The 14697-nt window shown below is 67.4% G+C and carries 13 protein-coding genes; 9 read left to right on the forward strand and 4 right to left on the reverse strand.

The features are described 5' to 3' along the window. Nucleotide 1 precedes the first annotated feature (1 nt). Together meaB and P6281_RS03635 are read left to right on the forward strand one after the other, a co-directional pair. Nucleotides 2–889, forward strand: a complete 888-nt coding sequence (meaB, locus tag P6281_RS03630; protein ID WP_008253597.1) for a methylmalonyl Co-A mutase-associated GTPase MeaB — start codon at nt 2–4, stop codon at nt 887–889. Between the two features lie 132 nt (nt 890–1021). Continuing rightward, entirely contained in the window at nt 1022–1918 is an 897-nt protein-coding gene (locus P6281_RS03635; protein ID WP_324738616.1) for a thiamine pyrophosphate-dependent enzyme, read from the forward strand. On the opposite strand, the gene P6281_RS03640 is transcribed toward P6281_RS03635, so the two are convergent. Beyond that, nucleotides 1911–2564 carry a response regulator gene (locus P6281_RS03640; RefSeq protein ID WP_009954400.1) on the reverse strand — a complete coding sequence of 218 codons (654 nt, stop codon included), beginning with the start codon at nt 2562–2564 and terminating at the stop codon, nt 1911–1913. The genes P6281_RS03635 and P6281_RS03640 overlap by 8 nt on opposite strands. Nucleotides 2565–2677: 113 nt before the next feature. Here P6281_RS03640 and P6281_RS03645 point away from each other — a divergent pair, with 113 nt between their 5' ends. Continuing rightward, nucleotides 2678–3898 (forward strand): sensor histidine kinase, encoded by a 1221-nt coding sequence (locus P6281_RS03645; RefSeq protein WP_014383830.1) that lies wholly within the window; start codon nt 2678–2680, stop codon nt 3896–3898. 133 nt (nt 3899–4031) lie between these two features. Here the strand turns inward: P6281_RS03645 and P6281_RS03650 are convergent, their stop codons facing one another. Next, the gene (locus tag P6281_RS03650) at nt 4032–4775 is read right to left on the reverse strand and encodes a class I SAM-dependent methyltransferase (RefSeq protein WP_014383831.1); all 744 of its coding nucleotides are present in this window, start codon (nt 4773–4775) and stop codon (nt 4032–4034) included. A gap of 136 nt (nt 4776–4911) precedes the next feature. Between P6281_RS03650 and P6281_RS03655 the strand changes: the two genes are divergently transcribed. After that, a complete protein-coding gene (locus P6281_RS03655; RefSeq protein WP_014710968.1) occupies nt 4912–5667 on the forward strand; it encodes a CTP synthase C-terminal region-related (seleno)protein in 756 nt (251 codons plus the stop codon). Between the two features lie 72 nt (nt 5668–5739). On the opposite strand, the gene P6281_RS03660 is transcribed toward P6281_RS03655, so the two are convergent. Then, nucleotides 5740–7356 (reverse strand): FAD-dependent oxidoreductase, encoded by a 1617-nt coding sequence (locus P6281_RS03660; protein ID WP_008253607.1) that lies wholly within the window; start codon nt 7354–7356, stop codon nt 5740–5742. Nucleotides 7357–7382: 26 nt separating this feature from the next. Further along, nucleotides 7383–8060, reverse strand: coding sequence for an IclR family transcriptional regulator (locus P6281_RS03665; protein ID WP_008253608.1), 678 nt, complete (start codon nt 8058–8060; stop codon nt 7383–7385). 126 nt (nt 8061–8186) lie between these two features. Here P6281_RS03665 and P6281_RS03670 point away from each other — a divergent pair, with 126 nt between their 5' ends. From P6281_RS03670 to P6281_RS03690, 5 genes are read left to right on the forward strand one after another with little or no spacing between them, the layout of a single operon-like run. Continuing rightward, the gene (locus P6281_RS03670) at nt 8187–9050 is read left to right on the forward strand and encodes an alpha/beta fold hydrolase (protein WP_008253609.1); all 864 of its coding nucleotides are present in this window, start codon (nt 8187–8189) and stop codon (nt 9048–9050) included. Then, nucleotides 9050–10774, forward strand: a complete 1725-nt coding sequence (locus P6281_RS03675) for a bifunctional 3-(3-hydroxy-phenyl)propionate/3-hydroxycinnamic acid hydroxylase (RefSeq protein ID WP_202376911.1) — start codon at nt 9050–9052, stop codon at nt 10772–10774. Before P6281_RS03670 ends, P6281_RS03675 begins: the two co-directional genes overlap by 1 nt. After that, entirely contained in the window at nt 10722–11639 is a 918-nt protein-coding gene (locus P6281_RS03680) for a 3-carboxyethylcatechol 2,3-dioxygenase (RefSeq protein WP_008253611.1), read from the forward strand. The genes P6281_RS03675 and P6281_RS03680 overlap by 53 nt, the downstream gene beginning before the upstream one ends. A gap of 8 nt (nt 11640–11647) precedes the next feature. Beyond that, nucleotides 11648–13375, forward strand: a complete 1728-nt coding sequence (locus P6281_RS03685) for an FAD-binding protein (protein WP_014941292.1) — start codon at nt 11648–11650, stop codon at nt 13373–13375. Between the two features lie 2 nt (nt 13376–13377). Further along, the gene (locus P6281_RS03690; RefSeq protein WP_014383834.1) at nt 13378–14682 is read left to right on the forward strand and encodes an LLM class flavin-dependent oxidoreductase; all 1305 of its coding nucleotides are present in this window, start codon (nt 13378–13380) and stop codon (nt 14680–14682) included. Nucleotides 14683–14697: the final 15 nt, after the last annotated feature.

A 14697-nucleotide genomic window follows, 5' to 3' on the forward strand; every position in this document is an offset into this window, starting at 1 on the left:
CATGATCATCGCTGAGCTGATCGACCGCGCGCGCAACGGATCTCCCCGCGCGGCGGGACGGCTGCTCAGCCTCGTCGAGGGGGAGCAGCGCGACGAGGTCCTGGCGGCGATCGGCCCCGCGCCCGAGCGCGTGGGGCCCGTCATCGGCATCACCGGGCCGCCGGGCGCGGGCAAGTCGACGACGGTCGCCGCCCTGGTCGGCGCCTACCGCGCGCGGGGTTGCCGGGTGGCGGTGCTGGCCGTGGACCCGTCGTCCCCGTTCAGCGGCGGCGCGCTCCTGGGGGATCGCATTCGAATGGCCGCGCATATCAACGACTCCGACGTCCTCATCCGCTCGGTGGCGACCCGGGGCCATCTCGGCGGGCTGGCGGCCGCGGTTCCGGCGGCCATCCGCCTGGTGGGGGCGATCGGCTACGACGTCGTCCTGCTCGAGACCGTCGGGGTGGGGCAGTCCGAGATCGAGATCGCCGCCGTCGCCGACCCGACCGTCGTCATTCTCAATCCCGGTGCGGGCGACGCCGTCCAGGCCGCCAAGGCCGGGGTGCTGGAGGTCGCCGACATCGTGGCGGTCAACAAGGCGGACCGGGACGGCGCCAAGCAGACGGTCCGAGACCTTCGGGCCGAGACCAGCGCCCCGATCGTGTCGTTGATCGCCGCCAAGGGCGAGGGCATCGACGAGCTCATGGGCGTCATCGAGGACCACCGCCGCACCGACAGCCGCGCCCGCCGGCTGGCCCGCGCCCGTGCACAGATCCTGTCGCTGGCCCAGACCCGGCTGCGGACCCAACCTGACCTCGACCGGCTCGCCGAGGCCGTCGTCGACGGCGATCAGGACCCCTACACGGCGGCCGACCGGCTGCTCGCGCCGCGCACACCTCAGGCGGACTGACGACCCGTTTGTCCCCCAATCGGGGGAACGGGCATTCATCACCTTTGCGGACCGATCGGCGGAGGTATGCCGCGCGCGACCGTCCTACGTTGAGCGTCGAGCAGATCGCTTGAGACGGAGGAGGTCCGGCACATGACTCACACAGCTGCGCTGCCGACAGTGTCTGGGCACGACGACCGGCTGGAGCCGTATCGCCGGATGTGGGTCTTGCGGCTGCTCGACATGGCGCTGGAAGAGGCACGCGGCGACGGCCTGGTCGACGAGGCCGTGCGGATGGAATTCGGGCAAGAGGCGGTGGCCGTCGGCACGGCTGCGGCGCTTCGCCCCGGTGACATCGTCAATGCCACCGCGCCGCATATCCGGCACGCCCAGCACGTCGGCCTGGCCCTGCCACTGGGTCCGGTCATCGCCGAGACGATCGGCAAAGCCCGCGGCGCGTCGCGCAAAACCGGCGCTGCCGATTGGAAGCAAGCGCTGGCCAACGAAAGCGTTCTGGGGCAGTCGACCCTGTTCGCCCTCGGCGACGCCAATGCGCAGCGGATGACCGGCGAAGGCAAGGTCACGCTGTGTGTCGTCGGCGGTCGTGACGCGCACTCCGTCGAATTCACCACGGCCGCAAAGATCGCCGTGACCTGGCGGCTGCCGGTGGTGTTCGTCGTGGAGAACATCCGTGGCGGGCCCGATGCGCGCCGCCGCGCTTATGAGACCGACGGGATGCCCATGCGGTCGGTCGACGGCAGGGACGTCGCCGCCGTGAGCGCCTCGGTCGCCGAAGCGGTGCAACGAGCGAGTGCCGGCGGCGGGCCCACCCTCGTCGAGGCGATCACCTACCGGACCAACCACCCCGTGGCGATGGATCCGCTGGTGTTTGCGCGACGGCAGCTGATTGCCGAGGGCGTCGACGCCGACCGGCTCTACGAGGTGGAACGCGGCGCCCGCCACCTGGTGGCCGAGGCGATCGCGTCCGCAAAAGCGTTGGTGGGGGCCGAGGCTGAGCGGGCGCCAAACCCCTGGTCGGCGGCTAGTTGAGCAGACCTTGTCGCATCGCCTCGGCGACCGCGGCCGCGCGATCGCTGACGCCGAGCTTCTCGTAGAGGCGCTGCACATGCGTTTTGACCGTCGACGGGGCCACGTAGAGCTCGCCCGCGATCGTCGGGATGCTTTGACCGCGCGCGATTCGGTTGAGCACCTCGCGCTCTCGCGCACTCAGCACGGGCGCCGACGGTTCCGCGCGCTGGCGGATTTCCGCGGCGAGGCCGCCGACGAGTGCGGGGGCCACGACGTCGCGGCCCTGCGCGCAGTCGAGGACGGCTTTGACGATCTCGCCGCGCGTCGAGTCCTTCAGCACGAACCCGGCGGCCCCCTGCTGCAGCGCCTGATACACGATCGCCGACTCGTCGTGCGCCGAGATCAGCAACACTCGGGTGGCCAAACCCTGGGTTCGCACTGCCGCCGCCACTTGCGCGCCGTCCATGCCCGGCATCCGGTAGTCGAGCAGCGCGACGTCGGGTTCGTGCACCTTGATCAATTCCAGTGCCGCAGAGCCGTCTTCCGCCTCGGCGACGACGTTGACCGAGCCGCTCGACGACAGTGCGCGCACCACGCCCTCACGAAAGAGCGGATGGTCATCGGCCACGACCACCCGCACCGTTTCGGGGGCAGTCGCGCCAACCATGGCCGACAGTGTAGCGGTTTGCCAAGCAACGGCGTTCGCCTTTTCTGTGTCGGCCGATGAGTCATTTTTCAGTTTGCCCCGAGGCGGCGTGCCTTGATGAGTACGGTGATCGGGTGGCAGGGGCCGGTGACGCGGAACTGGAACGGGTGCGCACGATTCATCAATTGCGCTCGTATCGAATCGGCTCGGTGCTTCGGATCGGTGTCGTGGGACTGATGGTCGCGGCCATGATCATCGGCACCGACCGGCACGAGTGGCCGCAAGAAACCGTGCTGATCGTCCTGTACGCGTGCGTCGCGGCCTGCGCCGCGGCGTTGGCCTTCGCGCCTTTCCGGCGATGGATCGGGATGGGCCGATTGGTAGCGATCGGGCGACTGGAGCCGTTCGCGTTCACCGTCATCGACATCGTCGCGCTGACGGTCTTTCAGCTGCTGTCCACCGACGGGGTCTACCCGCTGCTGATCATGGCCATGTTGCCGGTCCTGCTGGGGCTCGATGTCTCTTCGCGCCGCGCGGCGGTGGTGCTCATCTTCTCCATGCTCGGGTTCGCGATCGCCGTGCTGCAAGATCCGGTGATGACGAGCGCGGTCCGATTGCCGGAGGCGGGATTTCGGTTCCTGCTCTATGCGTTCCTGTGCTGCGCGGCCTTCCTGGTGGTGCGGATCGAGGAGCGGCATACGCGCTCGGTGGCCGGGCTGAGCGCCTTACGGGAGGAACTGCTTGCCCAGACGATGACCGCCTCGGACGAGGCGGCGCGCCGGATCTCGGAGTTCATTCACGACGGACCGCTGCAAGACATCCTGGCGGTGCGCCAAGAGCTGGACGAACTGGATACCGCATTCCCGGGCGATGAGCGCATCGTGCGGGCATCGGCCGGACTGCAGCAGGCCTCGGAACGGTTGCGGCAGGCCACGTTTGAGCTCCATCCGGCGGTTCTCGAGCAGGTCGGGCTCGGCGCCGCGGTCCAGCAGCTTGCGGAGTTCACCGCCGAGCGTTCGGGCATCGAGATCGCCACGGACATCGACTATTCGGCGCGCAATGCCATCGATCCCGTGGTGTTCGCGATGGTGCGTGAGTTGCTGTCCAACGTCGTGCGACATTCCGCGGCGCGCAACGCGTCGGTCAGGCTCGGGATCACCGATGGGACCTGCGTTTTGCATGTGGTCGACGACGGCGTCGGGTTCAGCCCCGAGACCGTCACGCATCGCCTGGGGGAGGGGCACATCGGCCTGGCGTCACACCGCGCCAGGGTGGAGGCCGCCGGGGGAGCAACGGTCTTTTTCGATGTCCCGGTGGGCACGCACGTCTGCGTCGAAGTGCCGCTGAAGGACTGACGGCGCTCGCGCCATCCGGTGGACCCGCTTCGTCGGTCACACCAGTCACGCGGGCACCAGTCTGGTTGGCATGAAATCTGTTTGGCTTGCGCTATCGCCGCCGCTAGCACCGCCGAGGCTCTCCTATTGATCCTTAGCCGCAATCGCTGATGAGCAGGCGGTAGCCGGCGTCGAGCTGTTGTTGTTCAAGGAGTTCCGCGTGTCGTCGTTGCCATCGTCTCGAGCGCAGGTCGGCCGCGAGCCGGCCCAGCCCGTCGGCCAAGGCGCCTTCATCGGCGTAGGCCAGCATCGAGATGCCGGCGCGGACGGTGGCGTCGAGGTAGGCCTCGGGCCGGCGCCAAAAGGCGGCGCCGAATCCGTCGGTGCAGTCATGCGGTATCGGTACGGTGTGCACCTGCGCGCCGCCCAGCAGCTCCACCAGTCGTTCAATCGGTACGTGCAGCGCCTTATTGATGCGAGCGGCGTCGGGCAGATACTCACGCAGCAACCAGAAGTCGTCGATCACTGCTTGATCCCAGGTGAATATCACGATTCGGTGGCGGCTGACCCGGCGCAGCTCGGCGATCCCGGCGGAGAGATCGCCCCAATGATGCACGGTCAACAACGCCATTGCGGCGTCAACGCACTTGTCCCGCAGGGGCAATGCCTCCGCCACGGCCTGGACACACTGCGCCGAGCCGGGAGGGCGCTGGGCGATCATCACCATGCTGGGCTCGATCGCGGCGACGGTCTGGCCCGGCTCGTATGAACCGGTTCCCGCCCCGACGTTGACGACGGTGCCCATCGTGGCGAGCGCGTCGCGCACCTGCGAAGCGATCCGCGGGTCGGGCCGGCGGGTGCTGCGATAGGTAGCACCGATCCGGTCGTAGGCCACCATCAGCTCAGAATGACGCAGGTCGGACCAATTGTGCCAGCATCACTGTGAGTTACGTTTCGAATCTCGTACCAAAAAGGATTGGTGTGTAGCGAGGCAAGCTGCCACGCTGGGAGGGCCTTCGAACGAAAGAGCCCCAATGACCGAGCCGTTAAGCATTACGGTGGTTGGCGACTTCGACAGTTCCTATGGTCCTCATATCGCGACCAACAGGGCGATAAGCCACTCAGCGACATTGCTGGGTCTGCACGCCTCGATTACATGGCTGGCAACCGAATCGCTGGAAGCCGACCTCCGGCCGATCGTTGCCGCCGATGCGCTGTGGTGTGCTCCCGGTAGTCCATACCGCAGTTTGCGCGGAGCCCTTGCTGCTTTACGTTTTGGGCGCGAAAACCATGTGCCAACGTTGGGTACCTGTGGCGGATACCAGCACATCGTTCTTGAATTTGCCCGCAATGTCCTCGGCTTCAAAGATGCGGAGCACGCCGAATACGATCCGTACGGATCGGTGTTGTTCATCTCTTCATTGACGTGTTCCCTGGCGGGCCGAACCATGCCGGTCAACCTCCAGCCTGGATCACTGGCTGCGCAGTGCTATGGGAAGCGACGGATTTATGAAAATTACTATTGCAACTTCGGATTGAATGAAACCTATCGACCAGCGCTGGAAGCAGCCGGATTGCGCGTCACCGGAGTCGACGACCACGAGGAAGCTCGCGTCCTGGAGTTAGCGGACCACCCGTACTACATCGCCACGTTGTTCGTTCCGCAGAGTCGCTCCACCGTCGAGGAACCTCATCCGCTCGTGACACAACTGTTGTCCGCGGCCGCCCGTAAACGCGCCGCGCAGCATGGTCAGCGACGAGCTGGGCTACGACGAGCGATCCCCCAGTAACGCCGAGCGTGGGGCTTGTGAACGAACCCGCGGCGGCTTTCGTACCTAGAGCCCACTTTCGGCGCCAAAACGCTATTTAAGGTCGACGGACTTTCCGGTCGCGGCCGCGTGACCCGCACGGTAGCCGAAAACCATTGCCGGACTCAGTGTTCCGCCCGCGCCCCCGTAGGCTCGCCCGGTCACTCCGCCCATCGCGTTGCCGGCGGCGAAAAGCCCCGGTATCGGCTCGCCACCGACGTGCAGGACGCGGGCGTCGTGATCGGTGCGCGGGCCACCCTTGGTGCCCATCGCACCGATGCTCACCGGCACCGCGTAGTACGGGGCGGTGTCGATCGGTCCCAGCGTCTTGCCGGCCTGCGTCGTCGCGCTGTCGTCACCCCAGTAGCCGTCGTAGGCGCTGGAACCACGCCCGAAGTCGGGGTCTTCCCCGTCGGCCACGTGACGGTTCCAGCTCTCGACGGTGCGAGCCAATCCACCGGGGTCGATGCCGGTCTTGGCGGCCAACTCGGCCAGGTCCGCCGACTCGCAGAACCAATCCGGGACGGGCTGTCCCGGCTCCACACCAAGAAATCCGTAGCGCTGCAGATGAACCGAGTCGAACACCATCCATCCGCGATCGTTGACGTACCCGCCGCGAGGATCCAGATAATGGAACGCGCCGGCCATCGAGTTGTAGTCGCACGCTTCGTTGACGAAGCGCTGCCCCGCGGAATTGACGATGATGCTGCGCGGTCGCGTTCTTTCCAGACGCACGCTGCGGCTGCGTGGCTTGCCTTCGATGGTGTCGCCCGGGATCTGGACGATCGGCACCCACCACGCCTCGCCCATGTTGGCCAGGTCGGCCCCGTGGGCCATGGCCATGCGCAGCCCGTCGCCGGTGTTGTTGGGTGGAGAGACCGCGCCGTGCATGGGGCCGCGCAGAAAGGCTTGTGTCAGAGCCGGATCCCACTCGAAGCCGCCGGTGCCCAGGATGACCCCGCGTCGCGCGCGAACTCTGATCGTCCGTTCCGGCAGGGCGACGCGCACCCCGGTCACCTCTGAACCGTCGGCAATGAGTTCCTCGGCCCGCGCATTGGTATGGGGGGTCACCCCGGCATCCAGCAGGCCCTTCAGCAGACCCGCGATCAGCGCCGTGCCGGCGACACACAGGTGGCCGGTCCGTTCGTCGATCGCCGCGTGCAGGCGTGCCCTGGTCTCGGCATCGAAACCCACGTTGGACCAGTCGGCCGGGAAAGACGTGATCCGCGTTGCCCATTCGCCCAGCTGCGCGAGATCGAACGGGGCCGCGCTCAGCGATCGGCCGCCCGTCGGTTGTCCGCCCGGCAACTCCGGCCGATAGTCGGGGAAGCCGGTCGCGATCTCGAACTGCAGGCCGCTGTGCGCCTCGATGAAGTCGAGCATCGCCGGACCCGTGCGCACGAACGTCTCGACCAGCTCGTCGTCCATCGAGCCGAGCGACTGGGCGCGCAGGTATTGCAACGCGTCGGCGGGCGTCAATTCGCCGTCGGGAGAACGGTTATGGGCGGGGATCCACACGATGCCGCCCGACACGGCGGTGGTCCCGCCGACCGTCGCGGCCTTTTCGTAAACCTCCACCGACGCGCCCGCCACGACCGCGGTCAGTGCGGCGGTGAGCCCCGCGCCGCCACTGCCGAGCACGACGACGTCGATCTCGTGGTCCCATGACATGGACTGCTATCCCTTCAGCTCAACGGCTAGCTCAGTAGCTCCGACAACTCCTTGGCGGCTTTGACGACCGCGTCTTTCCCGCGCATCACCACGTCTTCTCGGTGCGAGATGAGGTTGATGCACGTCGGTGGGGACGGCGCCGGGCGGCGCACCCCCACGGCCAGCCCGTAGGTATTCGGTTCGATCTCGCCGTAGGTCGTCACCCATCCGCGCTCGCGCGCCCGCGCCACCAGCTCCCGCTCGCCCGGGCGCGGTGGCATGCACGCGAGCAAGGCGATCCCGGCGGCGCCGCGGTCGAGCGGGTACCGACTGCCCTCGTGAAAGGAGAGCTGGTAGGCGACGTGGCTGGGCACGATGACCGCGATCGCCACCTGCTGGTCGCCCTCGGCGATGAGCAACGACACCGTCGTGCCGAGGTCGTCGGCCAGCGCGCGCAACGTCGGCAGACTCAGCTGGCGCACGTTGCGGTCGAACGACGCGCCCAGCACGGCGAGACCGGCCGCGGGGCGGTAACGCCCGTCCTCACCTTTGGCCACCAGCCGAAACTCCGCCAGCGTCGTCAGCAACCGGTAGGCGATCGTGCGGTGCACCCCGACCTGATCGGCGAGCTGCTGCACGGTGAGCCCGGCGGGGGAATCGGCCACCATCTGCAGGGCGGTGAGGCCCCTGGCCAGGGTTTGCGACCCGGTACCGGAACCAGTCACAGCCTTGACAGACCTTCCAGCGAGAGCGAAGCTCTATATATAACGCACATTAGTGTGCGATATTAGCACACGAAGTACGTCGAAAACGAGAACGAGATTTCCCCGATCTGGAGGTCGGACAGGACCGTGGCGGAGTTCGAGAGCATCTGGAGCGATCTCCAGGGCGTCGCGTTTGAGCAGGGCTACCTCGACGCCGGAGGAATACGGACCCGCTACCTGCGGGCCGGGGACCCCGGCAAGCCGGTGCTGATTCTGCTGCACGGATCCGGCGGTCACGCCGAGGCCTACGTGCGCAACCTGGCCGCCCATGCGGATCATTTCTGGACCTGGTCGATCGACATGCTGGGTCACGGCTACACCGACAAGCCGGGCCACCCACTGGAGGTCCACCACTACGTCGAGCACCTGATGGCCGTGCTGCGCACCATCGGTGTCGATCGGGCGTGCATCAGCGGCGAATCCCTGGGCGGCTGGGTGGCCGCGCGCGCCGCCGTCGACCACCCCGACGTGGTCGACCGCCTGGTGCTCAACACCGCTGGCGGCTCGCAGGCCGACCCCGCCGTGATGCAGCGGATCATCACCCTGTCCATGGCGGCCGCCGAGGACCCCACCTGGGAAACGGTGCAGGCGCGGATCAAATGGTTGATGGCCGACAAGTCCCAGGACTACGACGACCTGGTCGCCAGCCGCCAACGCGTCTATCGCCAACCGGGATTCGTCTCCGCCATGCGCGACATCATGGCGTTGCAGGATCCCGAGATTCGGGCACGCAACATCCTCGGTCCGGCCGAGTACGGCTCGATCATCGCCCCGACGCTGGTGCTGTGGACCAGCGACGACCCTACCGCCGACGTCAGCGAAGGCCGGCGCATCGCGTCGATGATCCCCGGCGCGCGCTTCGAGGTGATGCCCGGATGCGGTCACTGGCCGCAGTACGAGGACGCCAAGACCTTCAACCGCCTGCATCTCGATTTCCTGCTGGGTCGCTGATGGCGACTCCGGGGCAAGAGACACCTGACACCGAGACCGACGTCCTCGTCGTCGGGGCGGGCCCGGTCGGGCTGACTCTGGCCAACATCCTTGGCCTGCAAGGGATCCGCGCGGTGGTGGTCGAAGAGCGGGACACCCTCATCGACTACCCGCGCGGGGTCGGTCTCGACGACGAGGCGCTGCGCACCTTCCAGTCGATCGGCCTTGCCGACCGGGTGCTGCCGCACACGGTGCCCAACCAGATCCTGCGCTTCATGGACGCCAAGCGCCGCGTGCTTGCCGAAATGGCCCCGCCCGACGCGCGTTTCGGTTGGCCGAAGCGAAATGGGTTCGTGCAACCGCTCGTCGATGCCGAGCTGCTGGCCGGCCTGGACCGATTCGACCACGTCCAGGTCCGGTGGGGCAGCCCGATGGCGGGCTGCCGGGAAGACGCCGACGGGGTCACCGTCGAGCTCGGCGGCGGCGTCGAGAACAACGGCGACACAACGAGACTGCGGGCACGGTACGTCGTCGGGTGCGACGGCGGTCGCAGCATGACCCGCCGCGTGATGGGGGTGTCGTTCGACGGGACGACGTCCTCGACGCGGTGGCTGGTGGTCGACATCGCCAACGACCCGCTCGGGCACCCCAACAGCGAGGTCGGCGCCGACCCCGAGCGCCCGTACGCCTCGATCTCGATCGCCCACGGTATTCGCCGCTTCGAGTTCATGATTCACGCCGACGAGACCGACGAACAGGCGGAAGACCCGGCCTTCCTGCAACAGATGCTGGCCCGGATGGTGCCCCACCCCGACCGGGTCGACGTGATCCGGCGCCGCGTCTACACGCACCACTCGCGGATCGCCGGCGCTTTCCGCCGGGGCCGGCTGCTGCTGGCCGGCGACGCCGCGCACTTGATGCCGGTGTGGCAGGGGCAGGGCTACAACAGCGGGATTCGCGACGCCGCCAACCTGGGCTGGAAGCTCGCGGCGGTGGTGAGCGGCCGCGCTGACGACAAGCTGCTGGACACCTACGACGTGGAGCGCCGCAAGCATGCGCGCGCGATGATCGACCTGTCCACCATGGTGGGCCGCGTGATCTCGCCGACCAACCGACGGGTGGCCGGCGCGCGCGACCTGCTCGTGCGGTCGGCGTCAATCGTGCCGTCGCTCAAGCGATATGTGCTGGAAATGCGGTTCAAGCCCATGCCGCGCTACGAGCACGGCGCCGTCGTGCACGCCGAGTCTGGCCGCAGTGAATCGCCGGTCGGGACGCTGTTCATCCAGCCGCGAGTCGACACCCGAGACCGGCAGGACGTGCTGCTCGACGACGTGCTGGGCACCTGGTTCGCGGTGCTGTGCTGGAACAACAACCCCCGCACACTCCTCGGCGAAGCCGCCTTCGCAAGCTGGAAAGCGCTGGGCGCGCGCTTCTTTGCGCTGCGGCCGGTGACGCAGTTGCACTGGACCGGGCACGATGACCCCGACGTCGTGATCGTCGGCGATCGGCGTGGTGACCTCAAAGCGTGGTTCGACACCCATTCCGATTCGGTGTTGTTCCTGCGCCCCGACCGATGCATCGCGGGCGCCTGCATCGCTCAGCGCACTCCCGACCTGAGCGCCGCGCTCCTTGACGCGCTGACCCTGACGCCGCAAGGGGGTGATTTGCAAAGTGGCACTGGCTCTGTGCTGTATGTCGCACAGCCCGCTCCTGAGTCTTCCGGGGCCGTCGCGGGACCTGCTTGACGACATCGAGGGCGCGATCGCCGAGGCGCGAGGATTTGTCGAGGATTTCGATCCCGAACTCGTCGTCACCTTTTCGCCGGATCACTACAACGGGTTCTTCTACAAGGTGATGCCGCCGTTCTGTATTGGCATGAGCGCCACCGGAGTCGGGGACTACGGCACCCACGCCGGCCCACTGGACGTGCCGGAGGACCTCGCCGGCGACTGCGCACGGGCCATCCTCGACGCGGGTGTCGACATCGCGGTGTCGGCCAGCATGGACGTGGATCACGGCACGGTCCAGCCGCTCGAAAAGCTGTTCGGCGACGCCATCTCGCGTCCCGTGATCCCGATCTTCGTCAACGCGATCGGGGTGCCGCTGGGCCCGATGCACCGTTGCCGAGCGCTCGGCGCCGCCGTCGGTGGCTATCTCGCCACCCTGGACAAGCGCGTCCTGGTGCTGGGCTCGGGTGGGCTCTCCCACAGTCCGCCCGTGCCGACGCTGGCCACCGCGGGCCCACCCGTGCTGGAGCGCATCGTGCACGGGCGACCGATGACCTCCGAGCAGCGCCAGGCACGGCAGGCGGCCGTCGTCGATGCGGCCAAGAGCTTCGCCGCCGGCGACAGTGACCTGCAACCCCTCAACCCGGCGTGGGACCACCGATTCCTGGAGATCATCGACGGCGGATGGCTCAGCGAACTGGATCAGTGGTCGAACGCGTTCGTGGCCCATGAGGGCGGCAGCTCCGCGCAGGAAATCCGCACCTGGGTAGCGGCTTTCGCGGCGCTGGAGGCCGCGGGACCCTACGAAACCACGGGACGCTTTTACAAGCCCGCCCCCGAGCTGATCGCCGGTTTCGCCATCAGAACGGCACTTCCGAAATGACGGACGCAGTGGACGATTTCGATCACGTTGTCGACGTACTCATCGTCGGGTCGGGCGGGGGAGGCATGACGGCGGCCCTGACCGCCGAGGCCTCCGGACTCGACACCCTGGTGGTCGAAAAGTCCTCGCACTTCGGGGGTTCGACCGCGTTGTCCGGCGGCGGCATCTGGGTTCCGGGCGCGCCCGCCCAGCGCCGGGAGGGCTACGCGCCCGAGCCCGAGGGCGTGGTGGGGTATCTCAAGCTGATCACCGACGGCCTGGTCAGCGAGGCGCGCATTCGCCAATACGTCGAGACGGCACCGCAGATGCTCCAATTCCTGGAGCGGCTGTCCGGCTGGTTCGAATTCGTCTGGAAGCCCGGGTATGCCGACTACTACCCCGAGCTCCCGGGCGGCTCCGAACTCGGCAGCACCATCAACGTGCCGCCGATCGACCTGCGCAAGCTGGGCGACGACGAGCAGCGGCTGCTCCAGCCGCTGGCGCTGGCGCCCAGAGGAATCTGGTTGGGCCCCAAGGAGTTGCGCACCTTTTACAGGATCCGCCAATCCTGGGCCGGCAAAGCCGTGTTGCTCAAGCTGATCGCGAGGATGGTGAGGGCCAGGGTGTTCGGCGAGCGGATGGCCGCGATCGGGCAGTCACTGGCGGCCCGGCTCCGGCTGGCGCTGAGGGAACGCGGCATCCCCCTGTGGCTGGACTCCCCGATGGTCGAGCTGCTCATCGACGCCGACGGAGCGGTGACCGGCGCGGTGGTGGAAACCGGCGGCAAGTCAAAGCGGATCGGCGCGCGGCTGGGTGTGATCCTGGCGTCGGGTGGGTTCGACCACGACCTCGGCTGGCGCAAGGAGCTGCTGCCCGAGGTGGACCGGGACTGGAGCTTCGGCAACCCGGCGGCGATGGGCGACGGTATCCGCGCGGCGCAAAAGGTCGGCGCCGCCACGGACCTGCTCGACGAAGCCTGGTGGTTCCCTGCGATCCAATGGCCGGACGGCCGCATGCAATTCATGCTCAACGAACGGATGATGCCCGCGCAGTTCATCGTCAACGGCGCCGGCAAACGGTTCATCAACGAAGCGGCCCCGTACATGGATTTCGGCCACGCCATGATCGAGGGCCAGAGATCCGGCGTCACCCACATCCCGTGCTGGCTCATCACCGACCACCGGTCGTTCAACCGCTACGTCGTCGGCGGACACCTACCGATACCGAAGATCCCATTCGCCCCCGTACCGACCGGGCGCAAGATTCCTCCGGCCTGGCTGGAATCGGGTGTGGTGAAGCAGGCCATGACGTGGGAAGAAATGGCGGCCAAGATCGGCGTGCCCGCGGTCCAGCTCGCCGAAACCGCCGGGCGCTTCAACGAACTCGCACGCAACGGCCACGACGACGACTTCAACCGCGGCGACAGCGTGTACGACAACTACTACGGCGATCACACGTTGCCCAACCCGAACTTGCATCCGCTGGGCGATCCGCCGTACTACGCGTTCCGGATCGTACTCGGGGACCTAGGGACTTCCGGCGGCCTGCGCACCGACGAGCACGCCCGCGTCCTGCGGGCCGATGACAGCGTGGTGCCCGGGCTCTACGCGGTGGGCAACACCTCCGCGCCGGTGATGGGCCGCAGCTATGCCGGCGCCGGCGCGACCATCGGCCCCGCGATGACCTTCGGCTATGTCGCGGCGAAACACGTTGCGGCACAAGCAGCCAATCGAGCCGTTAATACTCATAGGAGGTAGCAATGAAAATCTCGCTGTTCTACGAATTCGCCCTGCCGCGGCCGTGGGCGCCCGACGACGAGCACATCATGATGCAGGACTGCCTCGACGAGGTCGAGGCCGCCGACAAGGCGGGCTTCTCCACCGTGTGGCTGACCGAGCACCACTTCCTCGAGGAGTACTGCCACTCGACGGCGCCGGAGATCTTCTTGGCCGCGGCCAGCCAGCGCACCAGGAACATTCGCCTCGGCTTCGGCATCATGCACCTGCCGCCCGTGGTCAACCACCCCGCCCGGGTCGCCGAACGCATCGCCACCCTCGACCTGCTCTCCAACGGCCGCGTCGAGTTCGGCACCGGGGAATCGTCGTCGGTCGGCGAACTCGGAGGATTCAACATCGACCCCGCCGACAAGCGCGCTCAGTGGGAGGAGGCCCTCGAGGTCTCGATCCGGTGCATGATCGAGGAGCCGTTCACCGGCTTCCACGGCGAGCACGTCCAGATGCCGGCGCGCAACGTCGTGCCCAAGCCGCTGCAAAAGCCGCATCCGCCGGTCTGGGTCGCCTGCACACGCCCCGCCAGCGTGCAGATGGCGGCCCAAAAGGCCATCGGCGCCTTGAGTTTCGCCTACACCGGGCCCGGCCCGCTGACCGAGCGGGTCAACGGCTACTACAAGGAGTTCGAAGAGAACGGCGTCCCGGTCACCCCGCGGATCAACCCGAACATCCTCGCCATCGGCGGTGACCTGTCGATGATGGTGGCCAAGACCGACGAGCAGGCGCTGCAGCGGCTCGGGCAGGGCGGCGGGTTCTTCTCGTTCGGCATCATGCACTACTACATGACCGGGGTGCACACACCCGGGCGGACCGGAGTGTGGCAGCGGTATCTCGAAGAGGTCGACAAGGATCCGACGCTGGCGTACGGGCCGGGCCGCGGCGCGATCGGGTCCCCCGCCACGGTGCGCGAATTCCTGCGCGGCTACGAAGAAAGCGGCGTCGACGAAATCATCCTGCTGCTGAACCCGCGCAGCCACGAGGGCACCATGGAATCCATCGAGTTGATGGGCAAGGAGGTGCTCCCGGAATTCATCGAGCGCGACGCGAAGGCCGTGGCGGAAAAGGCGAAGCGGCTCGAGCCCGTCATCGAAAAGGTGGAGGCGCGTCGGCCGAAATCGACCGCACCGCAGTTCGATGAGGATTACTCGTTCGGTGGACTGCCCACCGGCCGCGGCGGTAAGTTCACCGCCAGCGAGATCCCCGAAGCCATGGCGGAGATCAACGAAGGCCGGGTGCAGGCGGCGCAGCGGGCGAAGGACCAGCAGAAGAAGTAGAGCCTGAGCAATACC

The sequence above is a fragment of the Mycobacterium sp. 5-140-3-2 genome (assembly GCF_035666375.1).
Classification (GTDB): domain Bacteria; phylum Actinomycetota; class Actinomycetes; order Mycobacteriales; family Mycobacteriaceae; genus Mycobacterium; species Mycobacterium intracellulare.